The organism is Blautia sp. AM29-29, assembly GCF_003480555.1.
GTDB classification, from domain to species: domain Bacteria; phylum Bacillota; class Clostridia; order Lachnospirales; family Lachnospiraceae; genus Fusicatenibacter; species Fusicatenibacter saccharivorans.
The window spans coordinates 70,801-95,621 of record NZ_QUJD01000004.1; the positions used below are offsets into that span (position 1 = coordinate 70,801).

Genomic DNA, 24,821 nt, shown 5'->3' on the forward strand with positions numbered 1-24,821 from the left:
ATGCCCCTTTCACCCCATAATCAGATGGCGTATCTTTCGTTTTTTTCGACAACAATTTTGATGCCGTCCTCCCCACAGTGATAGGAGTTTGCACGGATGGTGTCCCTGCTCTCCACAATACAGTTTTCAATGTGAGTGTTGTCTCCGAGATATACATCATTTAAGATGATAGAATTTTTAATCACACAATTGTTTCCAACATATACCTTCTTGAACAAAACAGAGTTCTCAACCTGTCCGTTGATGATACAGCCGCTGGATACAAGAGAATTTTTCACTGCACAGCCAGGATTGTATTTTGCCGGCGGAAGATCGTCGATCTTGGAGTAGATGCCCGGATACTGGCCGAAGAAGTAATCTCTTACCTCCGGTTTCAGGAAATCCATGTTGGTTCTGTAATAGGAATCTACGGTAGCAATGTTGCTCCAGTAGGTATTGATCTTGTATCCGTAAATCCGTTTCAGGTTTTTGTAACGGATTAAAATATCCTTTACAAAGTCGTAGCGGTCTTCCTGTGCGCTGCGCTCAATCATTTCGATCAGCTGGCGACGGCGGATGACATAGATACCGGTGGAGATCACATTGGAGCTCGAAACCATCGGTTTTTCCTCGAACTCCTCGATGCGGCAGTCCTCATTCATCTTCAGGACGCCGAAGCGGCTGGTATCTGCTTCCTTGGAATCCGTGCATACCACAGTAACATCCGCACGTTTTGCAATATGATATTCCAGCACCTTATTGAAATCCAGTTTGTATACGCCATCTCCCGATGCGATAACTACGTACGGTTCATGGCTGTTTTTCAGCCAGCTCAGGTTCTGACTGATCGCGTCTGCCGTTCCACGGTACCACCAGCTGTTATCTGATGTAACGGTTGGAGAAAATACAAACAGACCGCCATGTTTTCTTCCGAAATCCCACCATTTGGAAGAGCTCAAATGTTCATTTAAGGATCTGGCGTTGTACTGTGTCAGGACAGCCACCTTCTGAATATGAGAGTTTGCCATGCTTGACAGCGCAAAATCGATGCTGCGGAAGCTGCCTGCGACCGGCATAGCTGCAACGGCTCTTTTATTGGACAGCTCTCTCATTTTGTTGTTGTTACCGCCTGCAAGAATAATTCCCAATGCTCTCATATTACTCACCGTCCTTTTCTACAATTGCTCCGCCGGACGGAAGTGTGCCATCCGGGTAATCCTCAAGGGAAGTTTCGCCGGAAATGCAGACATTCTTTCCAATGGTTACGCCATCCGGAATGACTGCCTTTTCTCCAACGGTCACAAGTCCGAATCCGTAAATATTCGGTTTTAAGACGTTCGGCGCTTCCTCGCCAACGCCCATCACAACATGTTTGCCGACATGTACGTTTTCTGCAATAATGGCTTTATTGACCTGGGTTCCCTCGCCGATTGTGCTGTGGCGCATAATAATAGAATCTCTTACAACAACACCCTTTTCAATGCGCACATCCGCACCGATGACGGAATTATGTACCTCTCCGTAGATTTCAGCGCCCTCGCCGATAATACAGCGGTCGATGACAGCGTCCCCGGAAACATACTGCGGACGGATGATATCACCTTTGGTATAGATCTTCCAGAATTCCTCATATAAATTGAATTCCGGAATAATATCGATCAGCTCCATATTTGCTTCCCAGTATGAGCCAAGCGTTCCGACATCTTTCCAGTAGCCGTTGAACTCATACGCAAACAGACGTTTTCCGTTGTCGCGGCAGTACGGCAGAATGTGTTTTCCGAAGTCACAGCTCGGCTGATCCTTCAGGGCTGTCAGAGATTCCTTTAATGCTTTCCAGCTGAAAATATAGATGCCCATAGAAGCGAGGTTGCTTCTCGGGTGCTCCGGTTTTTCTTCAAATTCGGTAATTCTTCCGTTTCCGTCTGTGATCATGACACCGAAACGGCTTGCTTCTTCGATCGGTACCGGCATACATGCGATGGTCACATCTGCGTGGTTTGCTTTGTGATAGTCAAGCATCACCTCGTAATCCATTTTGTAAATGTGGTCGCCGGAAAGAATCAGAACATATTCTGGATTGTATGTTTCCATATAAGCCATGTTCTGGTAAATTGCATTTGCAGTTCCTGTATACCATTCGCTGTTTGTACTTTTTTCGTATGGCGGCAGAACGGTTACGCCGCCTTCGTTTTTATCGAGATCCCACGGAATACCGATTCCGATATGGGTATTCAGCCGCAGCGGCTGATACTGGGTCAGTACGCCTACCGTATCAATTCCCGAATTGATACAATTACTGAGCGGGAAGTCGATGATTCGATACTTTCCGCCAAATGCTACTGCCGGTTTTGCCACTTTCTCCGTGAGCACACCGAGACGGCTTCCCTGGCCGCCTGCCAGCAGCATTGCTATCATCTCTTTCTTAATCATGCAATCACCTCTTGTCGTATCTAAAGATTTGCAGTAACTGTAAGAATGTACGGCATACTTCCTGTCTGCCTTCAGAAATGATCCCCTGTCGGTCCTGGCTTTTCATATCCACGCACTTCTTTGATAACTACAAGGTAAATTATACCACACTTCCGTCACATTGTGAACGTTTTTTATAATTTTTCTTTATTTTTTTCTTATATTTTATTACTTTTGACTATACATTTTTCAACTTGCCAGAATCGCATCATGATTTTCAACAATTTTCGACAATCCGTTTATTTTTTTTACCAGTTTTTGTCACTTCCCGTCGTTTTCATTTTGCAACATTGCATTTTGCACATAGTCTGCTCCATAATGTTTATTTATTATTTTTTATTTCATTTTCATTTTCCTTTGCTTTTTTTCTTTTACTTTTCCGGCAAATACGTGTATACTATTAGCCAGAACAGTTCCGGCCGGATTCCGGGGAAACGGCTTTGGATTTTACTCTGTTCTTTCCTATGATTAATTGAGAAAATTTCCCCAATTCAGTGAAAAGACACATTGAAGGAGATACTATGTACGAAGTAGATTTCAGTAAACCAATCCATATACATTTTATCGGCATCGGCGGCATCAGCATGAGCGGCCTTGCTGAAATTCTTTTAAAAGAAAATTTTACGATTTCCGGTTCCGATGCAAAGGAAAGTGACCTGACCCGCCACCTGACTTCTCTTGGCGCACAGGTTTTCTACGGCCAGAAGGCGGAAAATATCATTCCTGGCATCGACCTTGTCGTTTACACCGCAGCGATCCATCCGGACAACCCGGAATTTGCCGCCGCCAAAGCTGCCGGCATTCCGATGCTGACCCGCGCTGAACTGCTTGGACAGATCATGCGCAACTACAATATGCCGATCGCCGTTTCCGGTACCCACGGAAAGACGACGACAACCTCCATGCTCTCCCACATTCTGATGGCAGCCGACTGTGACCCAACGATTTCTGTCGGCGGTATTCTTCCGTCCATCGGCGGAAATATCCGTGTCGGCCATTCCGAAACTTTCCTGACCGAAGCATGTGAGTACACCAACAGTTTCTTAAGTTTCTTCCCGAAAATCGGCATCATCCTCAATATGGATGCGGATCATCTTGACTTTTTTAAGGATATTGATGATATCCGCCATTCCTTCCGCGAATTTGCCCGTCTGCTCCCGGCCGACGGCATGCTGATCATCAACGCCGATACGCCGAAATACGATTACGTAACCAAAGGCCTTGGCTGCAAAATTGTCACCTACGCGCTGGAGAATCAGGCTGTCGCTGATTATACCGCTGCCAACATCACCTACGATGAGTTCGATCACCCGTCCTTCGACTGCATCTGCCGTGGCGAGCTGCGCGGTCGCTACACGCTGATGGTTCCGGGACTTCACAACGTTTCCAACGCCCTGGCTGCCATTGCACTGGCCGATGAACTGCAGCTGCCGGAAAACGCCATCCACGAAGGCTTTGCCACCTTCCGCGGAACCGACCGCCGTTTCCAGTATAAGGGTACATACCACGGAGCAAAGGTGATCGACGATTATGCGCATCATCCAACCGAAATCCGTGCAACGATGGAAGCCGCTGAAAACTGTGCGCACAGAACACTGTGGTGCGTCTTCCAGCCGCATACCTACACCAGAACGAAAGCGCTGCTCGATGATTTCGCCGCCGCTCTTTCCCTGGCAGACCATGTGGTTCTCGCCGATATTTACGCAGCCAGAGAAACCGATACGCTCGGCATCTCCTCCAAAGATATCCAGGAGCGCATTGTAAAACTCGGCACTGCCTGCGAATATTTCCCATCCTTTGCGGAAATCGAAAACTATCTGAACGAAAATCTTGCCGAGGGCGACATGCTGATCACCATGGGTGCCGGAGACGTTGTAAAAATCGGTGAGGAGCTTCTTGCTTCCGAAAAATAAAATCATTCTTTCGCTTTACCTGCTCCCTGTGGAAAATGGAGTTTTCCTTTTTCCACAGGGTCTTTTTTTGCTCCGAATCCACACAATCTGTCTTTTCGCCAAATAGTTACGCACATTTTTATTCACAGCTATTTTCCTGTATTTTCGCCTGTTTTCAGAGTTATCCACATTGTCCACAATTTTATACACATTTTTACGATCCACACAATGTGGATTCCCTGTGTATAACTTTGTTTACATAATGATATCACCAGAAAGTCCTATACTTCCCTGTTTTCCTCCATTTTTCAACATTTTTGGTAGATGATAATATTTCACAAAATGGATTTCTCCACATTATCCACATTGTCCACAGTCCTTTTTCATCCACCGTGCCTTTTTCCCGGAATGTTTTTTCCGCAAAACACCTATTCACTTGTCGAAAATACTGTGTTATACTTGATTGTGTATGAGAAGGCAAGACGTATAATAAAAAACAGATCGCTAAAAGTAAAAATCTGCCGCACGATAAGAACAGGATGGTGTAATTTTGAGTATGCTGACATTAAACAATGACTGCCTGGCCAGTGTGACTGCTGTGCCGGATCTTTTTCTGGAACAATATATGCCCGCAGCCAACGGAGAATTTGTAAAAGTGTACCTTTATCTGCTGAAGCTGGTCAAAGACCATCAGCAGGATTCCACTCTGTCATCGATGGCAGATTTTTTTTCCTGCACGGAAAACGATATCGTCCGTGCGCTGAAATACTGGGAGAAGCAGGGAATCCTCTCGCTCTCCTACACCGCCGGGGAAAGCGTTCCGACCGGAATCGCCTTTCTGCCGCTTGTCCGGAAGGAAGAAAGCGGAATCCTTCCAACACCGGAATCCTCGATTTCCGGCCCGATTGCGGCTGCACCGGCTGTTTCTGCTGTATCCGTTGAAATCCCGCAGACGGAACAGACCCCGGCTCCATCACCACAGCCGGCCGTTTCTGCCCCATCTGCCTCTTCTCCGGCAGATGATCTTTCCAGTTCCGGTATTTCCGGACAGTCAGCAGAAAAAAAACTCGCTCCCGGCAGCCGTGAAGAACTGCAGCACGTTCTTTACGTTGCGCAGACGTATTTCGGTCATCTTCTGTCGCCGACGGAAATCGAATGCATCATGTTTTTCTATGATGATCTCCATTTTTCCGCGGATCTTCTGGAATACCTGGTGGAATACTGTGTTTCGAAGGGAAGCACCAGCATCCACTACCTGAAAAAGGTAGGACTCGCCTGGCAGGAAAGCGGAATCCGCGATGTTGCCTCTGCCAAACAGGAGACCACGACATTCAACAAACATTACTACACAATTTTGAAAGCATTCGGCATCCGCAACCGCGCACCGGTGGAAAAAGAAGCCGAGATGATGGACCGCTGGCTGAATACCTACGGTTTTACGATTGATCTTATCACGGAAGCCTGTCAGCGCACCGTTTCCAAGATCGGCCAGCCGAGCTTCCAGTACGCGGAAGGCATTCTCTCCAAATGGAAGGAACAGGGCGTCCGCTCCATGGCAGACGTCGAACAGCGCGATGCGGAGCACCAGAAAAGGAAGAAAACCGCATCTGATCAGAATGCGGCACGAAAAACCGCTCCTGCTGCTTCAAGTAACCGCTTCAACAATTTCCATCAGAGAGAATACGACTACCAGAAGTTAGAAGAACAGCTTCTGAAATAACGCCCGGAGGACGAAACAACTATGGCACTGACAAACCCGCAATACGATGCGATTATGCGCATGTACAACGAACGGCAGCTCCGCCACCAGAGAGAACAGCAGGAGCACATCCGCATTGCTTATGAAAAGATTCCGCGCCTTGCGGAAATCGACGCCGAGATTGCATCCCTCTCGGTCCGGAAAGCAAAAGCGATGCTGAACGGAGACGCTTCCATGGATCTCGACCTGAATGCTGCCATCCGTGACCGTTCCCAGGAACGCGCGGCGCTCCTTTCCATGCACGGCTACCCGGCAGACTATCTCGAGCTGACGTATGACTGCCCGCTCTGCCGCGACACCGGCTACATCAACGGCACGCAGAAATGCGCCTGCTTCAAAAAAGCTGCCGTCGATCTTCTGTACCGGCAGTCCAACGTGGAAGAGCTTCTGAAAACCGAAAATTTCGGCCAGTTCTCCCTGGATTACTACTCGGACAGCCTGACCAGTACCGGAACACCGCTCACTTCCCGCGAGGCCGCTGCTGCCGCGCTCGAAAAAAGCCAGGCGTTCGTCCGCAATTTCGGCTCGTCGTTTGAAAATCTCTTCTTTTACGGCGACACCGGTGTCGGAAAAACGTTTCTTTCGCACTGTATTGCCCGCGAGCTGATCGAGCAGTCGTTCTGTGTGATTTATTTTACTGCATTTGATCTGTTTGACCTGTTTGCACGCTACACCTTTTCCAGTTCAGAAGAAGCAAAAGACGCTCACGCCAATATCTTTGACTGCGATCTTCTGATCATCGATGATTTAGGTACGGAACTGACCAACAGCTTCGTCTCTTCCCAGCTCTTTCTCTGCATCAACGAACGCATCCTGCGGAAGAAATCGACGATTATCTCCACGAACCTGCCCCTTGACCGCTTCATGGAGACGTACTCGGAACGTACCTTTTCACGAATTTCAAGTAACTACACCATCATTAAACTTTTTGGAAACGATATTCGGATCCAGAAAAAACTTTTGGGAGGAACCAAAGCATGAGTAAGGGAACTGAAGGACATTTTGACACACTGCCAATCGGAAGACTGGGACTGATCCCGCTGAACAGCAGCGCCGCACTTGGAAAAAAGGTCGACGATTATCTGGTCAGCTGGAGAAAAGGACGCGGCAATGAATTTGCGGAAAAATATGTCGCTGCCTATGAAGGATATGAGCGTGACAGCTACATTATCCAGTCTCAGGTTCCGCGTTTCGGTTCAGGCGAGGCAAAGGGTATCATCAACGAATCTGTCCGCGGTGACGATATCTACATTCTGCTCGATGTCTGCAACTACAGCCTGACCTATTCTCTGTGCGGCTACACCAACCACATGTCTCCGGACGACCACTTCCAGGATCTGAAGCGTGTCATCGCAGCCATCGGTGGAAAAGCCCGCAGAATCAATGTCATTATGCCATTCCTGTATGAGAGCCGCCAGCACAAGAGATCTGGAAGAGAGTCTCTCGACTGCGCACTTGGTCTGCAGGAGCTGACTGCTATGGGCGTAGAAAACATCATCACCTTCGACGCTCACGACCCGCGTGTCCAGAACGCGATTCCGCTGCATGGATTTGAAACCATCCAGCCGGCTTACCAGTTCATCAAAAACATCCTGCGCAATGCACCGGATATGAAGCTCGACAAGGATCATCTGATGGTCATCAGCCCGGATGAGGGCGGTATGGGCCGTGCTATCTACATGGCAAACAACCTCGGTGTTGACATGGGTATGTTCTACAAACGCCGCGACTACTCTACCATCATTGACGGACGCAACCCGATCGTTGCCCATGAGTTCCTCGGTGCTGATGTCAAAGGTAAGGATATGATCATCATCGACGATATGATCTCCTCCGGCGAGAGTATGCTGGAAGTTGCCAAACTCTTAAAGGATCGTGAGGCACGCAACATCTACATGTGCTCGACCTTCGGACTGTTCACCAGCGGACTGGAGAAATTCGACAAGGCTTATGAGGAAGGACTCTTCACAAAAGTTCTGACCACCAACGTCGTATACCAGACACCGGAGCTTCTCTCCCGCGAATATTACATCAGCTGCGACCTGAGCAAATATATCGCTCTCATCATCGACAAGCTGAATCACGACGCCTCCATCAGCGGACTGCTGGATCCGGCGGATCGTATTCAGAAAGTTATTAAGAAATTTAAGAATCACGAGAAGATCTGATATTCCAGGGTTCAAAGTTCGAAAGCTGTTCGTGCTTGCACGATAAAGCGTTCGAATTTGGAACCCGCCAAACATGAGGAAGCAGCGCCAGCGGATTCCGAATGTTTGCAGAATTGCGGAGCAATTCGTGAATATTCACAAACGCCGAAACTGTCACGAAAACGGTTTCGGCGTTTTTTTATATTTTTAGCAAATTCTTGCTAGTTTTTTCTTTTTTCGGCTGTATAATGAAATTACATTGTACGACGAAGGAGGTATCACACATGCAATTTGGACATTTTGATGATGCGAAAAAAGAGTATGTCATCACAAGCCCGAAGACTCCGCTTCCGTGGATCAACTATCTGGGATCTGAGAACTTCTTTTCTCTGATTTCCAATACCTGCGGCGGATACAGCTTCTACAAGGACGCAAAACTTCTGCGTCTGACCCGTTACCGTTATAACGATACGCCGCTCGATCAGAACGGACGCTACTACTACATCAAGGACGGCGATACCGTCTGGAACCCGGGCTGGCAGCCGACCCAGACGCCGCTCGATTCCTACGAGTGCCATCATGGCCTTGGCTACAGCCGCTTTGTTTCTTCCAAAAACTTAGTTGCCGCTGAACTGACCGCTTTTGTTCCGCTGGCAGATTCCTGCGAAGTAAACCGTCTCATGCTGACCAACAACGGCACCGAAGAAAAAACACTGGCTCTGACTTCTTTTGTAGAGTTCTGCTTCTGGAACGCCATGGACGATATGACCAACTTCCAGAGAAACTTCAGCATCGGCGAAGTTGAGATCCAGGGTTCTGAGATTTACCACAAAACTGAGTACCGCGAGCGCCGCAGACATTACGCTGTTTATGCAGTCAACTGCCCGATCGACGGATACGATACCGACCGCGACGCTTTCCTTGGCGCTTACCGCGGAAATGACCGCCCGGAGACCGTTCTGCGCGGCACTGCAGGCAACACCGTTGCCAGCGGATGGGGTGTGATCGGTTCCCACCACATCGACGTTACCTTAAAACCAGGCGAGTCCCGCTCCTTTATCTTCGTTCTCGGCTACTGTGAGAATGCAGCGGATGACAAATGGGAAGCTCCTGGCGTGATCAACAAAAAACCGGCAAAAGAGATGCTCTCCCACTATCAGACCGACGAGCAGGTTGACGCAGCACTTGCAGAGCTTGCTTCCTACTGGGAAGGCCTGCTGGCAAAATATGCGCTCTCCTGTGCAGATGAAAAACTGGGACGCATGGTCAACATCTGGAACCAGTATCAGTGTATGGTTACCTTCAACATGTCCCGTTCCGCATCCTACTTTGAGTCCGGCACCGGCCGTGGCATGGGCTTCCGTGACTCCTGCCAGGATCTGCTCGGCTTCGTTCATCTGATCCCGGACCGCGCAAGAGAGCGTCTGCTCGATATTGCCGCTACCCAGTTTGAAGACGGAAGCGCATACCATCAGTACCAGCCACTGACGAAAAAAGGAAACATGGATATCGGAAGCGGCTTCAACGATGACCCGCTCTGGCTGATTGCCGGATGTGCCGCCTACATCAAAGAGACCGGAGATTTCTCTATTCTCGACGAGCAGGTTGATTTCGACAACGATTCCACCAAGGCGCAGCCTCTGATGGAGCACCTGAAACGTTCCTTCGACTTTACCGTAACCCATCTCGGACCGCACAAACTGCCGCTCATCGGCCGTGCAGACTGGAATGACTGTCTGAACCTGAACTGCTTCTCTGCAGAGCCGGGCGAACCGTTCCAGACGACAGGACCTTCCGAGGGACCGGTTGCTGAGTCCATTTTCATCGCCGCTATGTTCGTGAAATACGGCAAAGAGTACGCAGCCATCTGCCGCCGCAGAGGCAATGAGGAAGAAGCTGTTTACGCAGAAAAAGAAGTCGAAAAAGTTTACCAGGCAGTCCTTGATGCAGGCTGGGACGGCGAATGGTTCCTGCGTGCTTATGATGCAGCAGGCGAAAAAGTCGGCTCCAATGAGTGTAAGGAAGGTAAGATCTACATCGAGCCGCAGGGCTTCTGTGTTCTTGCTGAAATCGGTGTCAAAGAAGGACTGGCAGAAAAAGCCCTGACTTCTGTCCAGAACATTCTGGAAACCAAGTACGGCGTTGTTCTTCTGCAGCCGGCTTACACCAAGTATTACCTGAATCTTGGTGAGGTTTCCTCCTATCCGCCGGGATACAAAGAGAATGCTGGTATCTTCTGCCACAACAACCCATGGATCTCCATCGCTGAGACCGTTGTCGGCCACGGAAACCGCGCATTTGACCTGTACCGCAAGATCTGCCCGGCTTATATTGAGGACATCAGCGAGATCCACCGCACCGAGCCGTACGTCTACTCTCAGATGATCGCCGGAAAAGACGCTGCTCACTTCGGTGAGGCAAAGAACTCCTGGCTGACCGGTACTGCCGCATGGACTTTTGTCAATGTTTCCCAGTACATCCTCGGCATTCAGCCGGATTACGACGGACTGACCTTAAATCCGTGTATTCCGTCCAATATGGAAGAGTTCAAGATCCGCAGATACTTCCGCGGTGCATGGTATAACATCACCTTCCAGAATCCGGAGCACAGGGAGAAAGGTATTTCTTCCCTCACGGTAAACGGAACCGCAGTAGAAGGAAATCTGATTCCGCTCACCGAAGGCTGCACCGAATATGATGTTGTTGCCGTAATGTAATTTTTCAAATTTCAAATCTCCATAAACACAAGGCGAGCCCCGGAAAGCACAACTGCTTTTTCGGGGCTCGTCCCTTTTATTCTTATTTTTTACTGCAGCTGCCGTCTCTCTCTGACACCGGAAAGATCTTTGATGACCTCTCCCGCCAGAATCAGTCCTGCTACGGACGGCACAAACGCTACGCTGCCCGGGATATCACGCCGCTCCGTGCATTTTCTTGCAGCTCCCGGAGGACAGATACAATTTGTCCGGCAGCTGATGCTCATATCCTCAAGCGGACGGAGGGATTTTTCCTCTGAATAAACCACTTTCAGTTTCTTCACGCCGCGTTTTTTCATCTCACGACGCATGACCTTTGCCAGCGGACACATGTTCGTTTTATAGATATCCGCCACGCGGAACTTCGTCGGGTCCAGCTTGTTTCCGGCTCCCATGCAGCTGATGACCGGCACATTGCACGCTTTGGCGCGCATGATAATCTCAATCTTCGCTGTCACCGTATCGACAGCATCCACCACGTATGAATACTTCGAAAAATCAAAATCGTCCGCATTTTCCGGCAGATAGAAGCATTTGTATACCTCTACCTCCGCTTTCGGATTGATATCCAGAATGCGTTCTTTCATTACGTCTACTTTATATTTTCCGACACTGCTTCTCGTCGCAATAATCTGACGGTTGATGTTGGTGAGGCAGACCTTATCATCGTCTACCAGCACAAAATGGCCGACACCGCTTCTTGCCAGCGCCTCCACGGTATAGCCGCCCACGCCGCCGATACCGAAAACGGCAACGGTTGCATTCGCCAGAAGATCCATGCTCTCCTGTCCGAGCAGAAGCTGTGTTCTGGAAAACTGATTTAATGCCATTTGTTTTCCTTCCTCCTTGTTTATAATCTCTACTACAATAATAGGTTATTTGCTTTTGTCTGTCAACACCTTACGGAACCAGCTCTGCGGAAACTCAAAAACAAAGAGAATGCCAAGCACAATCGCAACTGCATCCTTCAGTGTCAGAAATCCTCTTGCACCGGCGCGCTCCAGATCATTGGTTACCACGTAAAAAGCAGTCCAGTAGATGCCGCTTCCCGGCACCAGCGGGAAAATACCCGCAATCAGAAATACCGTTACCGGGCAGCGCTTGTACACCGCAAAGCTGCGCGACAGAAGGATGACGAGCACCGTTGCAAAAAAGATGGACACCGGCTCTGTCGTATGCGGGAGGATCAGTTTATAGCAGATCCAGCCGCAGGCACCTGCCAGTCCGCAGTACAGGTAGTATTTCCGCGGCACCTGGAACAGTAGCGCAAACGCAATCGTTCCGACGCAGGCGGCAAAAAATTCCGCAATCAAACGAATGGTATCACTCATAGCTGCAGCCCTCCCGCCAGTTGATGATATCCTGTGATAATCAGTCCGACACCGAGCGCAATACAGAATGTCACAAGCAGCGCATCGAGCATCCGCACGGAACCCGCGATGTAGTCCTGATCCGCAATATCACGGATGGCGTTCGTGAAATTGACACCGGGCACCAGCGGAATAATCGAACCGATGATGACCTTGTCCAGATGATGGCCGATCCCCGCCTGATACAGAAAAACGGCAATCAGTGTGACAAGCGCGCCGCCGGAAATATTCGTCGCAATTTTTGACATTCTGCCGCGCAGCAGGTACAGCAGATAGAAGTACAGAACAAAGCCCGACAGAAATGCTACCATGCTGTCCACCACATCGCCGCCGAACAGAAAACAGAAGCACGCGCTTCCGACACCGGATGCAAGTACCTGGTGCCATCTTGGTTTGTCCGGCATCCGCTGAATGTCGAGCAGCCAGGCCTTCGCCTCCTTCGGCGCGTGCAGCCCCTCCTCGATTTCGCGGGAGAGCTGGTTGACTGCCGTTACCTTGTCGAGCCGCGCCGCCGACAGCGGAATGTGACGCACGCGGGCAAATTCCTGCTTTTTTCCGCTCTCAGCTGTCAGAAAAATACCACTGCTCAACACAAACGCATCGCTGGAGTCAACGCCATACGCCCGCGCAATGCGGTCGATCGTCTCCTCCACACGGAAGATTTCCGCGCCGCTCGCCAGCAGGATGTCTCCCGCCAGCGATGCCACATCAAGCGCTTCTCTCGTCGATTCTGCGTTCATCTTTGTTTTCCTCCTTTTTCAAAACCATATACCCATTTTCCTTTCAAAAACAGATACAGGAAAATGACAGAACTGATACTCCAGGTCAGCGGGTAAGCCCAGAAAATCACGCGGATATCCGGGATCAGCCGGACCGTCACGGTAATGTAGCTGACGCGGAACAGGCACCAGACACAGAGCATGACAACCATGGGAACCGCGGCGTGCCCGGAACCGCGGAGCACAGCCGCGATGCAATGAGAAAACGCCAGCAGAAAATAAAACAGTGCAATCGTTCTCGCCTGCATCACGCCGTAATGGACAACGGCCGGATCGCTGTTAAACGCCGCAATCAAAGTCGGTGCGGCCGCATAGATCACAAACCCGATCAGCTCGGCGATGGTAATGGAACAGAGAATGCCAAACCGCGCTCCTTTTTTCGCCCGGTCATACTGTTTTGCACCGAGATTCTGGCTGACAAACGTCGTTAATGCCATCGTAAAGCATGTAACCGGAAGGAATGCAAAACCCTCGATTTTTGCATATGAACCGCAGCCTGCCATCGCCATTTTCCCGAATGCATTGATGTTCGTCTGCACGAAAACGTTTGCGATCGAAATAACCGAGTTCTGGAAACCGGACGGCACACCGTTGCGGATAATCTCGCCAAGCGCCCGGCCGTCGAAACGGATTTTGCGGATATGAAGACGATACTCTTCCTTCGTCCGCAGCAGATGGATCATACAGAGAATCGCACTTGTAAACTGGGAAATTACCGTTGCAAGCGCTGCCGCACCGACCCCAAGGCCAAGGCCGCCGATAAAAAGCAGATCGAGCGCAACATTGATACACGATGACACGATCAGATAGATCAGCGGGTGGCGGCTGTCGCCGACGGACTGCAGAATGCCGACGAAAATGTTATACATGATAAAACCAAGAGATCCTGCAAAATAGGTACGGAAATATTCGACGGACTGCGGCAGGACATCGGACGGTGTTCCCATCAGCACAAGGATTCTCGGCGCCAGATACATGCCAAGCACAGTCAGCGCTGCACCGGCCGCCAGGCCGAACGCCACGGTCGTATGGATCGCTTTCTGCAGATCTTCCCGGTTTTTCGCTCCGTAATACCTTGCAATCACGACACCGGCGCCCATTGCGATACCGTTAATAAAACCAACCATCAGAAAGATCAGATTGCCCGAAGAGCTGACCGCTGCCAGTGCATTGCTTCCCAGAAAATTTCCTACAATCAGCGAGTCGGCCGTATTGTACAACTGCTGGAACAGATTACCAAGGAACAGCGGGATCGCAAACAGAATCATCTTTTTTGAAATACTGCCCTCCGTCATTCTTGTTTTACTTTCTGTACTCATTCGTAAAAACCCCCATTTCTTTTTCGTACAGTCAAAACCGGTCATCCGCAGGTTCCCGCCCGGTGCGTGTCCAGCCTTCTTTTCAGCAGACACGCACCGGAACTCACCCGAGATGACCGGTTTGGAAATATCCTTTTTTCTATTATATCGAACCTTCTCTGGAATGACAAGCCACAAATTCATACAGAATGGCTTCGACACGTCCCAGCATCTCCTCTTCCGTGCAGAGTTCTTCCGGTTTCATGGATTCCAGGTAATCGTAGAATGCCATAAGAATGCTCGGTTCCCGGATGCTGAGGTAAATCAGCCGCTCTGTCCGCGTCTGGAACAGAAGATAGCCCTCGTTTGCATTGACCGAAATATTCAGCGCATGCTCTGCTCTCTCTTTCGTTTCCCGGATCATACGAAGATTCGCGCGATCCCGCAGCGCCAGAAAGCGGCGGATCAGGGCGATACGCTCGTCAAAGTCCAGCGGAGAATAGCATTCTTTTGGATACTCATCCACGCGCCCCGTTTCCAGGAAACTTTTGATGCCATCCTCTGAAAAAAACATCGTCGTTTTTTTATCCAGTACCTGTGTCTGCATCACCTTTGCGTACTGTGCAACCGCCCGTATCATCTGCTCACGCCCCGGCATTTCTTTTACGAGATGGCGCTCCAGCATTTCTGCTGTCAGAAGGCCGGAAAGACACGGCATTCTCTGGAAGAAATACCGCGGGGAATCTGATGCGATAAAGTGACGAATCAGTGTTTCCGTATAGCCAAGCTGGGACTGTACCGTGTCAAGACGTTCAAACAACGGCTCCGACTGTTTGAAATAGCCTTCAAACATCTCGCGCATCATCCGCAGCGTCGTCTCCTCCCGGAACAAAAGTGCATTCTGGTAATCGGCGCTGAAAGCAAGCGCACAGTGCTCCGTCAGGATGAGGTACGGGAAAAGGCGGAACTCATTCAGCCGTGCCGTCACATTGTCGTAGTAGTACCGCGCACGGTAATCGCAGCCGCAGGCACAGATCGGGAGAATTTTCTGCAGACAACTCAGGTTGTAATTTTTCCGCATCGAAACCATCTTCTCGTTGTTGTTCATGCAGAACAGATGTTGAATCGTCAAATTCGAGTTCTGTTCCCCGAATACCTGCAGAAGTTCCATGGCAAAATCGAAGTCCGGCTGGACCAGAACGGAAATTTTTCCGTCTTCTTTTACAGCTTCACCGAAAAACAGCTGCAAAATTGCATGCCGCACATGCACTGTGCCCCGAAAGGGAATCTCTCCGCTACCCCCCCCCGTTCAATTCCAGTTTTGCAATCTCCGCCTCATGGAAGATATATTCCTTTTTCCCCTCACGGCAGCTGAACGTTTCAATCAGTTCTCCGACCGATTTGCGCCGGTAATAAACCTCTTCACCCATCTGGGTAATGTAAAATGCATCCATGAAATCTGTTTTTTCCCGTGGCGTCAGCTGCATGAACTGTGCCATCTTCCGCACAACATCCTCCCCGGACGGATTTCGTTTTCCATTGATGATCTTATACATGAAAGAACGATCGAGTCCGCAGAACTGCGAAAGCGGGTAAACCCCGACATCTTTCATGGTGATATATTCGGATAATAAATCTGAAAAAACTGACATAGAGCCTCCTGTATCTTTATCTTTTGCGTCGATCTTTTTCCAAGATAATCAAAATTTTACCATATTAAGAAAAAATTGGCAATTCTTCTCTCGGACTTTACATATTGTTTCCCTCTTTTTACAGGATTTTCACACAGTTATGTAAAAACCGGCGGAAAATTCCGCCGGTTTTTCTCTCTTTCAATCTATTTCATCTTCTTTTATCCCAAACACAGTCAGTACCTGACGCGGTGAAATTCCGAGTCCACCAACACTGATCAGCGTATCCTCTGCCTCCAACAGAAGATTTTCCTTCTGGAATCTGACAATCATGCGGCCACCACTCAAACCGTCCATCCGCCGAATCTCCATCTCGAGCGTATTTAGCGTACGCCATGCAGCAGAACCAGCATAAATATGGCCATCCGCTTCACTATAGGCGAAATCCCGGCGCATGGAGAGGACAAATTCCTTTTCTTTCCCGCCTTCCTGTACTTTCCAGTACATCTTATCGCAGCCAAAAGCGAATCGCATCTCCTGAATCGGACTTGTCTCCAGCGAAAACAGGCCGCTTCCGCCGATCAGAATTTCTGCGGAATCCGGCAGCAGCTGGTTACCCATCAGAGGAGCCGATACATAAACATGCTTACTTACTTTTTCTTCCATAAACGGATTTCTCGTTCCTCTGCGCGGCTGCAGTGCCAGCTGTGCGGTACGCTCTTTTACCGCACCGGCAAGCGGGGACGGCGGCAGCTCTCCTGCTTCCTTCTTCACATACGGGATCAGTTCTTCCTGCAGTGCGCTCAACTCCTCCTGTGTCTGTTCTGTTGCTGTTGTCAGGATCACAATCAGATCGAGATCCGGGAACACAACGCCGAACTGACCGTACGCACCATCTGCGCGGAAGGAGCCCGGATAACGGCACATCCAGCACTGATAGCCGTAGCCCTGCGCCCAGTCTTTTACGTGGCCTTCCGAATCGCCCTCCGTCTCAATCTGCTTGCGGCAGGCGCGTTCAAACCAGTCTTTTCGAAGCAGCTGTTTTCCTTCCCACTCGCCCTGTTTGGACAGAAAATACGTGAATTTTGCCATATCCTCCGTCACCATCTTCATACCGCCTCCACCGAGCTCCGTCCCGTCTCCGAGCAATGCACAGGTAAGGGATGTGATGCCAAGCGGCTCCAGCAGACGGGATTTCAGAAACTCTGTAACATTCTGTCCCGTTTTTTTCCGCAGAACGGCAGCCAGCATGTTGGTTCCGGCTGTATTGTATTTATAAAACGTTCCCGGCTCATGGAGCACCGGATGATGAAGAAAGGTAGAAATCCAGTTTTCGGAATTGTCCATAATCTCCGTCTCATGGCCGCAGCCCATAATCAGCAGGTGATGCAGTGTGATCTTTTTGAGATTTTCAGATGGGTTTTCCGGCAGCAGATCCGGAAAGATATCGACAATTTTCTCATCCAGCGATAAGATTCCCTCCTGCTCTGCAAAACCAATCGCCGTTGCTGTCAACGATTTGCTGAACGAATACAGTGGATGACGGAATTTTTCATCATACGGCTTCCACCAGCCCTTCGCTGCACACTGTCCATGGCGGATCACCATAAAGCTGTGCAGCTCAATCTGACTTTCTTCCATCCGGTCGAGAAAATTCAAAATTCCTTTGGAGCTGATTCCAGCTGTTTCCGGTGTCACATCTTTAAAGTATCCCATTTTGCTTTTCCCCTTTCTCGCAGCCTTTATGCATCAATTTCGTAAAGTTCAACGGAAAGATCTCCCTTCCAGCTTACACGGTCGTACGGTGTCTCCGGATAAACCACACTGGAAACAGCATCTACGCCGTCCTCAGCAAACAGTTCCAGAATGGAAACATCAAAAACAAGTTCCAGATTCCATGCTCCGTCTTTCTTTCTCGCTGCGGTGCTGATGGAATATTTCTCTGTCATAAAATGCTCACTGAATTCTTTGTAGCCCGCCATGGTACGGTCAACCGTGATTTTGGTGTCGCTTACATAAATCTTCAGTTTCTGTCCCACTGAGTTTTTCAGGCAGATTTTCGCATCTCCCTTTCCGGAAATTTTCAGTCCGAAGGTCTCTGTGCGAATCGTTGTGTGGTTCTCGATCGGATAACTGCTGTGACGGAATTTTTCCAGTCCGGCCGGAGCAGCCACGAGGGTCAGCGCACCATCTACTTCTGTCAGGGACAGCTTTCTCGCCAGGGTTGCCTGGCCACAGTACTCTTCTGTCGGAGTCTGTGCTGCATACTGCCAGTTCATACCCCATCCCATCAGCAGAACATCTTTCGCATTCTGGAATGTAACGGCTGCATAGTTATCGAAGCCTTCATCCAGCCATCTTGGCTCATCGGACGGATAGGTGCAGAGGAATTTTTCTCCATCGAAATCACCCAGGAAATACTGCATTTTGCAGTGGTCGTCCTCGGAGGCTTTTGTCATGCTGACAACAAGAACCCATACATTTTTTCCCTTATACTCAATCGGGAACAGATCCGGGCATTCCCACACCCCCTTCGCATGATTTCCTTCCGGTCCGAATTCTCCAGTTTTCTCCCAGTTTTTCATATCCTGGGATGCGTAGAAGAAGACACGGTCCTGCGCTGCAAGAACAAGACTCCAGCATCTTCTGACCGGATTCCAGAACGCTTTCGGGTCACGGAAATCGGAAATTCCCGGGTTTTTGATGACCGGATTCAGATATGACTTTTCAAAATGCCGGCCCTTATCATTGCTGTATGCAATACTCTGCTGTTCCAAACCGTCCTTGTGATGGCTGGTATAAATAGCAATGATTGGCGGATTTTCATTGGTACCATACTCAGAAGAATTCTGCGTATCATACACAGCACTTCCCGAAAAGATAAATCCAAGTTCATCCGGATAAAGTGCGATTGGCTGATGCTCCCAGTGAATCAGGTCGCGGGATGTTGCATGCCCCCAGTGCATCGGTCCCCAGCTGGTATCATACGGGTACTTCTGATAAAAGAAGTGGTACACGCCATCTACATAAACCATGCCATTCGGATCATTCATCCAGCCTTTTTCCGGCGAAAAATGGATTTTCGGTCTATAATCTCTTTTTTTCATCATTTTTGTAAAACCTCCCAAAATAAACATATCCCCTATTTTTTAATGGTGTACATTTTTACTTCCAGATCTCCGTCTGTGGAAACCACCTGATACGGAGCATCCGGGTAAACGCATACGGAAGCGGTCTCCAGACCACCATCTGCATAAATCTCCAGATAGGAAACGTCAAAAATAATCTCCATGTTGACATTTCCGCGCATGTAACGTTTTGTTGTAGATACCAGCAGATCCTCTTTTTTGAAGAGCTTCGGATCTACATCATCAAAGTAACTAAGGTCGCCGCTCTTAGAGCGGTCCACCGTGATGCTGTCCACCGTTACCTCGATGACTACTTCCTCACCTCTGCTGTTTTTCAGCGCAATTCTTCCGAAATTGCCCTGCACGAGAAGTCCAAAGCTCTCGGTCAGCAGCGGCTTCTGATTTCCGATCGGGAAGGCACCCGCACGGTACTCATCGATCCCGAACGGTTTTGTTTTCAGGCGGTAGCCCTCCTCGGTCTCACAAAGTGAAAGTTCTCTTGGCAGTGTCATCAGACCGGAATACTCACCGGTCGGAACAAAGTTCGCGTAGAGCGGATTAACGCCCCATCCAAGGTAAACCGGACGGTCGTAGTTTCCATACGTTACACCGGCATAATTGTCGAATCCGAAATCAATCCACAGCGGCTCGTCTGTGATCTCGGTGCACTGGAAGGTATCTCCGTCAAAATCACCGACGAAATACTGTATATTGGCACGGCCTTCGGTTCCCGGATGTATCATGCTGACTATCAGAATCCATTTGAATCCGTCAAATTCATTTCCTGTTTTAGCACGGATCAGATCGGTGCATTCCCATACAGTCGGCACTTTATTGACACCGACACCGAACTCGCCTGTTTTCTTCCAGTTTTTCAAATCCTGGGATGCGTAAAACTCTGCGTGGTCGCCGGATGCCAGAACAAGGCTCCAGCAGTCCTTTTTGTCATTCCAGAAGACGCGTGGATCACGGAAATCCGGTGTGCCCGGGTTTTCGATCACCGGGTTGCCATAATATTTTTCAAAATGCTTTCCCTGATCCAGGCTGTATGCAATACACTGCTGCTCCAGGCCCGTTTCCATATTGTGCGCCGTGTAGACAGCCACCATCGGTTTCTCACCGTATTTCGCAAATCCGCTGGTGTTATTTTCATCGTATGCCATACTTCCGGAGTACATCGTTCCGATCTCATCCGGGTACAGGGCGACCGGCAGATGCTCCCAGTGAATCAGGTCTTTCGATACTGCATGACCCCAGTGCATCGGTCCCCATACAACGTCATTTGGGTTATGCTGATAATACAGATGCCAGATACCATCGATATAAATCAGTCCGTTCGGATCGTTGTTCCAGTTTTTCTCCGGTGTAAAATGAATGTTCGGTCTAAAATCTCTTTTTCCCTGTTTACTCATAGGATCCCTCTTTTCCTGTTCTCTCTTTTCCTATTTTATCTTTTTCCATTTGGAACTTCAACAAAAAAGAAATAAGAACGAAATAATCTTCTTTTTAAATATGGCCATGTTATATGGGATACAACATGGCCACATTTGGAATTTCTTTAGTTATAGAACATTAATTGCAAATCGTTTACGTTACTGTTTTTTCGTAATCGCTTTTCGCCCGATTTTTAGTTTGCTGCAGAAGCTGCTCGATCTACTGCGCCCTGGTAAATCTCAACCAGTTCGCTCAAACCAGCGCCCTCAAGCTCTGTCTTATAGGACTCCCAGCTTGCATCATCAACGCCGCCGGTTACCCATGTAGTGATGTAACGGTCAACGATATCGGAGACGGTCGGCTGAATCTGTGCCAGACGCTGAATCTCTTCCTGGGTCATCAGAACACGCGGAATGGTGTCATACTCTTCCATGATGTCATCTTTACCGTTTTCTTTCTGCATCTCGAGAAGCTTTACAGCATCGAAGGTGTAGCCGCAAACGGTGTCATAGTACTCGTTCTGAACGATCATAGAACCACGGCAGGTTGTGGAGTTTACACGAGCCTCACCAAAGTTCTTATATTCCGGATTCAGAGGTTTGTAGTTTCCGTTTTCATCGAGCGGTGTACGAAGAACGCCGTCTTCGTCTTTCTCATAGTTGTATCCGATTGCGCCCCAGTTAGATGTAACAGAGATTTCCGGATCGCCTACCATGTAATCTACAAATCTTGCAACAACGTGCGGGAATTTGCAGGTCGTTGTGATTGCTGTATCGGAAGAATCCTGCAGCTCAGAGTAGTTGCACTCGAAACCGGTCATACCGTCTTCGCCCTGCAGTCTCGGAACTGCTACGTACTGATCATGTACTTCCTGGTTTGTAATTTCCTGATCGCCCCAAACACCGAAGGAACCGATCTTTGCAACATTCTCTTTGATCAGAGAAGATTTGAATGACATACTTTCATCTGCCTCGAAGGAACCGTTCCAGATCAGTCCTTCTTCATACAGCATGTTGAAAAATTCTGCTGTTTTCTTGAATGCTTCGTCTGTTGCAGTGAACGTAACTTTTCCGTCAACCATTCTTAAGTGATCCGCATAGGAGTTTCCTCCGCAGTAGGAGTCAGCGCATCCGAATGCACCTGTGAAACGATAGAACAGGTTGTAGGAACCAAAGGTATCGGTTGCGCCGAACCAGGTTGCCATCGGGATTTCATCGTCTTCGCCGTTTCCGTTCAGATCGCCGCCGTCGCGGATTGCTTTCAGGCAGTCTACCCACTCGTCTACGGTTGTCGGCACTTCTTTGCCTACTTTATCCAGCCATGTTTTGTTGATCACGAATGGTCCAGGTGTTAATACAAGACCTTTCATTTCCTCTACGTACGGGAATCCATATTTATGGCCGTTCGGAGCGGTGATCTCAAGCTGATACTGCTCATTGTCATCGAGGAATGCTTTCAGGTTCGGCATATACTCTTCGATCAGGCCTTCGGTCGGAAGGAATACATCCTGGTCTGCGTACTGAACTACGGTGTTTCCGGATTTACCATCGCCGAAGTTCCAGAATACATCCGGAAGATCCTGTCCGGAAGAAAGCATCAGATTGATTTTCTCTGTTGCGCTCTCCTGCGGGATCGGCTGCCAGTCAAACTCTACTCCTGTGTCCTCGAACCATTTCTGGCACATAGCCAGGTCGCCTACTTCTACAGTTCTGTCTGCAGAGTTTACGATCAGAGCGGAAATTTTTCCGTATTTCTCTTCGAATTTTGCCGGATCTTTGATGATCGGAAGGGTACCGTCGAGCTGGATGATTCCCTCATCTACTGCTTCCTGCTCTTCTGCTGTGAGACCTGTGTCACCTGCTTCTGTACCGGATGCAGAGGTGGTGTCTCCTCCTGTGCTTCCTGCACCGGAGCTGCTTGAGCTGCCGGAGCTGTTTCCACAGCCTGCGAGCATGCTGGTTACCATAAGGCTTGCCAGTAATACGGATACGATTTTTTTCTTCATATTGTTCCTCCTTTATTTTGCTGCCTTTTCCGGCAGTGAAATACGTTAGTATTTTTGTATTCCTACACATAAACCATGTCTGCTATATCCATGAATTCTGCAACAATAAATTTTCTGTTCTGCATCAGCCCTTGACTGCACCGATCGTAACACCTTTTGCGAAGTATTTCTGCAGGAAAGGATATACGCACAGAAGCGGGAATGCGGAAACAACTACGACACAGTATTTTAACTGCTCAGCCAGTTTCTGTTTTGTTACCATCTCAGAAGCACTACTTCCCATCTGGTTGGACTGGTTCATCAGTACCAAGTTTCGAAGAACGACCTGAAGAGGCATCTTGCTGTCATCCTGCAGGAACATCAGTGCGTTGAAGAACTGGTTCCACATTGCGGTTGCATAGAACAGACACATAACTGCGATGATCGTTTTCGACAGCGGAATTGCAATTTTGAAGAAGAATCCAAAATCGCTGCAGCCGTCGATTTTTGCTGCTTCGAGAAGCTCGACCGGAATACCACTTTCAAAGAAGGAGCGGCATACGATCAGGTTGTAAGCGGACACTGCTACCGGAAGGACCATAGCCCATGTTGTGTTGTAGATGTGCAGCTGCTGTACGGTTAAGTACATCGGAATCATACCGCCGCTGAAGAACATCGTGAAGGTGAACAGGAACATAATCGGTTTTCTTCCTACCATATCGTATCTGGAAAGTGCATAGCCGGCCGGAATGGTGCAGACCAGGGAAATCAGCGTTCCTAATACGGTATATTTGATGGTGTTTGCATAGCCGGTCCAGAGCGGCTGGTATTTCAGTGTGGTTTCATATCCGTTGGTGTACCACGCTTCCGGATAGAGAAGAATTTTACCGGAGCTTACAACAACCGGGTCTGTAACAGATGCCAGAAGCACGTAATACAGAGGATATACAATTGCAATACAGACAAGGATCATGATGACGGTATTGATCACGGTAAAGACCTTGTCTCCCGTACTCATTTTTACTTTTTTCTTTTTCACAGTGTTATTATTTGCCATTTTTCAAGCCCCCTGACTCTTAGAAAATACTGATATCGCTGGTCTTCTTTGCAACTGCGTTTGTGATAACCAGAATAATGAAGTTTACAACGGAGTTAAATAAGCCAACGGCTGTCGCAAAACTGTACTGTGCGGTCTGGAGACCTACTTTGTATACGTATGTCGAAATGATCTCACTGACGGTTGTATTGGTACCGTTCTGCATCAGATAAGCTTTCTCATATCCCACGTTCATAATGTTACCTACCTGAAGGATCAGCATCAGGATGATGGTCGGCATAATCAGAGGTAAATCAATGTAAAGGATTTTCTGAAATCTGGAAGCACCATCCATCGTTGCTGCTTCGTAATACTCCGGGCTGATTGCGGTCAGTGCTGCGATGAAGATGATGGCGTTGAATCCCATCGTCTGCCAGATGTTACTTCCGATGAAAAGTTTGCGGAAGTACTCCGGAAGGCTGGTGAACATGATTGCTTTTCCGCCGGCTCCCATAACTGCGTGGTTTACAAGACCGTTTGCGGAAAACAGTACGGAAATCAGGCTGACTACAACTACGTTTGACATAAAGTACGGTGCGTAGGAGATGGTCTGGATGATTCGTCTCGGTCCGCTTCTCTGTACCTGGTTCAGTAAGAGTGCGAAGATAACCGGAATCGGGAATCCGATGATCAGGCTCTCCAGACTGATGATGATTGTGTTCTTGATTGCCGTCATGGCAATACTGGTACTGAAGAACATTTTGAAATACTTGAAGATCGGATCTGCCCACGGACTTCCCATGATTCCCATGCGGCCTTTAAAATCTTTAAAGGCGATGATCAGGCCGTACATTGGATAGTAAGCAAAAACGATCAGCCAGATCAGTGCAGGAATCAGCAGGATGTACAGCTGCCAGCACGAGAGCGCTTTTTTCAATTTTCCACTTTCTGCCGTTTTCGGCGATGACGTTTTTTTCTTCATAGTTCCCTCCTTATTTCTCTAAAAGCTTTACCAACCGCTTTTCGTTCCACATTTGCATCGTTTCCGTTTCGGCACTTTGTATTGTGGAACCTGTTCCATATCTGTATCATAGTACGCAGTTCTTCTAATGTCAACGATATTCCAATATTTTTTCGTCATTTTCAACATTTTCACAAT

Annotated in this window: 19 protein-coding genes; 5 read left to right on the forward strand and 14 right to left on the reverse strand. The window is 48.8% G+C overall.

The annotated features are described in order from the left end of the window. Positions 1 to 20 precede the first annotated feature (20 nt). Together glgD and DW769_RS04065 are read right to left on the reverse strand one after the other, a co-directional pair. A complete protein-coding gene (gene glgD / locus DW769_RS04060; protein WP_117761731.1) occupies positions 21 to 1,136 on the reverse strand; it encodes a glucose-1-phosphate adenylyltransferase subunit GlgD in 1,116 nt (371 codons plus the stop codon). A gap of 1 nt (position 1,137) precedes the next feature. Further along, positions 1,138 to 2,409 carry a glucose-1-phosphate adenylyltransferase gene (locus DW769_RS04065; protein ID WP_022463227.1) on the reverse strand — a complete coding sequence of 424 codons (1,272 nt, stop codon included), beginning with the start codon at positions 2,407 to 2,409 and terminating at the stop codon, positions 1,138 to 1,140. A gap of 560 nt (positions 2,410 to 2,969) precedes the next feature. Here DW769_RS04065 and murC point away from each other — a divergent pair. From murC to DW769_RS04090, 5 genes are all read left to right on the forward strand, one after another. Then, on the forward strand, positions 2,970 to 4,361 hold the full coding sequence (gene murC / locus DW769_RS04070) for a UDP-N-acetylmuramate--L-alanine ligase (protein ID WP_118750000.1): 1,392 nt from the start codon (positions 2,970 to 2,972) through the stop codon (positions 4,359 to 4,361). A 535-nt stretch (positions 4,362 to 4,896) separates the two neighbouring features. Then, a complete protein-coding gene (locus DW769_RS04075; protein WP_118750001.1) occupies positions 4,897 to 6,060 on the forward strand; it encodes a DnaD domain protein in 1,164 nt (387 codons plus the stop codon). A gap of 21 nt (positions 6,061 to 6,081) precedes the next feature. Next, the gene (locus tag DW769_RS04080; RefSeq protein WP_022463224.1) at positions 6,082 to 7,080 is read left to right on the forward strand and encodes an ATP-binding protein; all 999 of its coding nucleotides are present in this window, start codon (positions 6,082 to 6,084) and stop codon (positions 7,078 to 7,080) included. After that, positions 7,077 to 8,267, forward strand: a complete 1,191-nt coding sequence (locus DW769_RS04085) for a ribose-phosphate pyrophosphokinase (RefSeq protein WP_022463223.1) — start codon at positions 7,077 to 7,079, stop codon at positions 8,265 to 8,267. The genes DW769_RS04080 and DW769_RS04085 overlap by 4 nt, the downstream gene beginning before the upstream one ends. 263 nt (positions 8,268 to 8,530) lie before the next feature. Further along, on the forward strand, positions 8,531 to 10,963 hold the full coding sequence (locus tag DW769_RS04090) for a GH36-type glycosyl hydrolase domain-containing protein (RefSeq protein ID WP_118750002.1): 2,433 nt from the start codon (positions 8,531 to 8,533) through the stop codon (positions 10,961 to 10,963). Positions 10,964 to 11,052: 89 nt separating this feature from the next. Here DW769_RS04090 and DW769_RS04095 read toward each other — a convergent pair whose 3' ends face one another. The 12 genes from DW769_RS04095 to DW769_RS04150 all read right to left on the reverse strand — a co-directional run bounded on the left by DW769_RS04095 (position 11,053) and on the right by DW769_RS04150 (position 24,644). Further along, on the reverse strand, positions 11,053 to 11,832 hold the full coding sequence (locus DW769_RS04095) for a tRNA threonylcarbamoyladenosine dehydratase (RefSeq protein WP_055226710.1): 780 nt from the start codon (positions 11,830 to 11,832) through the stop codon (positions 11,053 to 11,055). A 45-nt stretch (positions 11,833 to 11,877) separates the two neighbouring features. Further along, on the reverse strand, positions 11,878 to 12,333 hold the full coding sequence (locus tag DW769_RS04100; protein WP_117761736.1) for a threonine/serine exporter family protein: 456 nt from the start codon (positions 12,331 to 12,333) through the stop codon (positions 11,878 to 11,880). After that, positions 12,330 to 13,112 (reverse strand): threonine/serine exporter family protein, encoded by a 783-nt coding sequence (locus tag DW769_RS04105; RefSeq protein ID WP_117761737.1) that lies wholly within the window; start codon positions 13,110 to 13,112, stop codon positions 12,330 to 12,332. Before DW769_RS04105 ends, DW769_RS04100 begins: the two co-directional genes overlap by 4 nt. Beyond that, complete coding sequence (locus DW769_RS04110; RefSeq protein WP_118750023.1) at positions 13,109 to 14,470, reverse strand: MATE family efflux transporter; 1,362 nt, start codon at positions 14,468 to 14,470, stop codon at positions 13,109 to 13,111. Before DW769_RS04110 ends, DW769_RS04105 begins: the two co-directional genes overlap by 4 nt. A 142-nt stretch (positions 14,471 to 14,612) precedes the next feature. Next, positions 14,613 to 15,713, reverse strand: a complete 1,101-nt coding sequence (locus DW769_RS04115; RefSeq protein ID WP_147398848.1) for a hypothetical protein — start codon at positions 15,711 to 15,713, stop codon at positions 14,613 to 14,615. A 31-nt stretch (positions 15,714 to 15,744) separates the two neighbouring features. Next, positions 15,745 to 16,101, reverse strand: coding sequence for a helix-turn-helix domain-containing protein (locus tag DW769_RS04120; RefSeq protein WP_118750004.1), 357 nt, complete (start codon positions 16,099 to 16,101; stop codon positions 15,745 to 15,747). A gap of 180 nt (positions 16,102 to 16,281) precedes the next feature. Next, on the reverse strand, positions 16,282 to 17,796 hold the full coding sequence (locus DW769_RS04125; RefSeq protein WP_118750005.1) for a serine hydrolase domain-containing protein: 1,515 nt from the start codon (positions 17,794 to 17,796) through the stop codon (positions 16,282 to 16,284). 26 nt (positions 17,797 to 17,822) lie between these two features. After that, the gene (locus tag DW769_RS04130) at positions 17,823 to 19,190 is read right to left on the reverse strand and encodes a glycoside hydrolase family 32 protein (RefSeq protein WP_199688471.1); all 1,368 of its coding nucleotides are present in this window, start codon (positions 19,188 to 19,190) and stop codon (positions 17,823 to 17,825) included. A 32-nt stretch (positions 19,191 to 19,222) separates the two neighbouring features. Beyond that, the gene (locus tag DW769_RS04135) at positions 19,223 to 20,620 is read right to left on the reverse strand and encodes a glycoside hydrolase family 32 protein (RefSeq protein ID WP_022461557.1); all 1,398 of its coding nucleotides are present in this window, start codon (positions 20,618 to 20,620) and stop codon (positions 19,223 to 19,225) included. Between the two features lie 215 nt (positions 20,621 to 20,835). Beyond that, complete coding sequence (locus DW769_RS04140) at positions 20,836 to 22,647, reverse strand: extracellular solute-binding protein (protein WP_022461556.1); 1,812 nt, start codon at positions 22,645 to 22,647, stop codon at positions 20,836 to 20,838. Positions 22,648 to 22,771: 124 nt separating this feature from the next. Further along, positions 22,772 to 23,683, reverse strand: coding sequence for a carbohydrate ABC transporter permease (locus tag DW769_RS04145; protein WP_082426161.1), 912 nt, complete (start codon positions 23,681 to 23,683; stop codon positions 22,772 to 22,774). Positions 23,684 to 23,702: 19 nt separating this feature from the next. Continuing rightward, complete coding sequence (locus DW769_RS04150; RefSeq protein ID WP_055265610.1) at positions 23,703 to 24,644, reverse strand: ABC transporter permease; 942 nt, start codon at positions 24,642 to 24,644, stop codon at positions 23,703 to 23,705. Positions 24,645 to 24,821: the final 177 nt, after the last annotated feature.

Bases quoted from the DNA above. Each gene is read 5' to 3' on its own strand.
- DW769_RS04130 (WP_199688471.1), bottom strand. From the start codon at position 19,190: ATGATGAAAAAAAGAGATTATAGACCGAAAATCCATTTTTCGCCGGAA.
- DW769_RS04135 (WP_022461557.1), bottom strand. From the start codon at position 20,620: ATGAGTAAACAGGGAAAAAGAGATTTTAGACCGAACATTCATTTTACA.
- DW769_RS04105 (WP_117761737.1), bottom strand. From the start codon at position 13,112: ATGAACGCAGAATCGACGAGAGAAGCGCTTGATGTGGCATCGCTGGCG.
- DW769_RS04125 (WP_118750005.1), bottom strand. From the start codon at position 17,796: ATGGGATACTTTAAAGATGTGACACCGGAAACAGCTGGAATCAGCTCC.
- murC (WP_118750000.1), top strand. From the start codon at position 2,970: ATGTACGAAGTAGATTTCAGTAAACCAATCCATATACATTTTATCGGC.
- DW769_RS04100 (WP_117761736.1), bottom strand. From the start codon at position 12,333: ATGAGTGATACCATTCGTTTGATTGCGGAATTTTTTGCCGCCTGCGTC.
- DW769_RS04065 (WP_022463227.1), bottom strand. From the start codon at position 2,409: ATGATTAAGAAAGAGATGATAGCAATGCTGCTGGCAGGCGGCCAGGGA.
- DW769_RS04075 (WP_118750001.1), top strand. From the start codon at position 4,897: ATGCTGACATTAAACAATGACTGCCTGGCCAGTGTGACTGCTGTGCCG.
- DW769_RS04085 (WP_022463223.1), top strand. From the start codon at position 7,077: ATGAGTAAGGGAACTGAAGGACATTTTGACACACTGCCAATCGGAAGA.
- DW769_RS04120 (WP_118750004.1), bottom strand. From the start codon at position 16,101: ATGTCAGTTTTTTCAGATTTATTATCCGAATATATCACCATGAAAGAT.
- DW769_RS04150 (WP_055265610.1), bottom strand. From the start codon at position 24,644: ATGAAGAAAAAAACGTCATCGCCGAAAACGGCAGAAAGTGGAAAATTG.
- DW769_RS04095 (WP_055226710.1), bottom strand. From the start codon at position 11,832: ATGGCATTAAATCAGTTTTCCAGAACACAGCTTCTGCTCGGACAGGAG.
- DW769_RS04140 (WP_022461556.1), bottom strand. From the start codon at position 22,647: ATGAAGAAAAAAATCGTATCCGTATTACTGGCAAGCCTTATGGTAACC.
- glgD (WP_117761731.1), bottom strand. From the start codon at position 1,136: ATGAGAGCATTGGGAATTATTCTTGCAGGCGGTAACAACAACAAAATG.
- DW769_RS04110 (WP_118750023.1), bottom strand. From the start codon at position 14,470: ATGAGTACAGAAAGTAAAACAAGAATGACGGAGGGCAGTATTTCAAAA.
- DW769_RS04080 (WP_022463224.1), top strand. From the start codon at position 6,082: ATGGCACTGACAAACCCGCAATACGATGCGATTATGCGCATGTACAAC.
- DW769_RS04090 (WP_118750002.1), top strand. From the start codon at position 8,531: ATGCAATTTGGACATTTTGATGATGCGAAAAAAGAGTATGTCATCACA.
- DW769_RS04145 (WP_082426161.1), bottom strand. From the start codon at position 23,683: ATGGCAAATAATAACACTGTGAAAAAGAAAAAAGTAAAAATGAGTACG.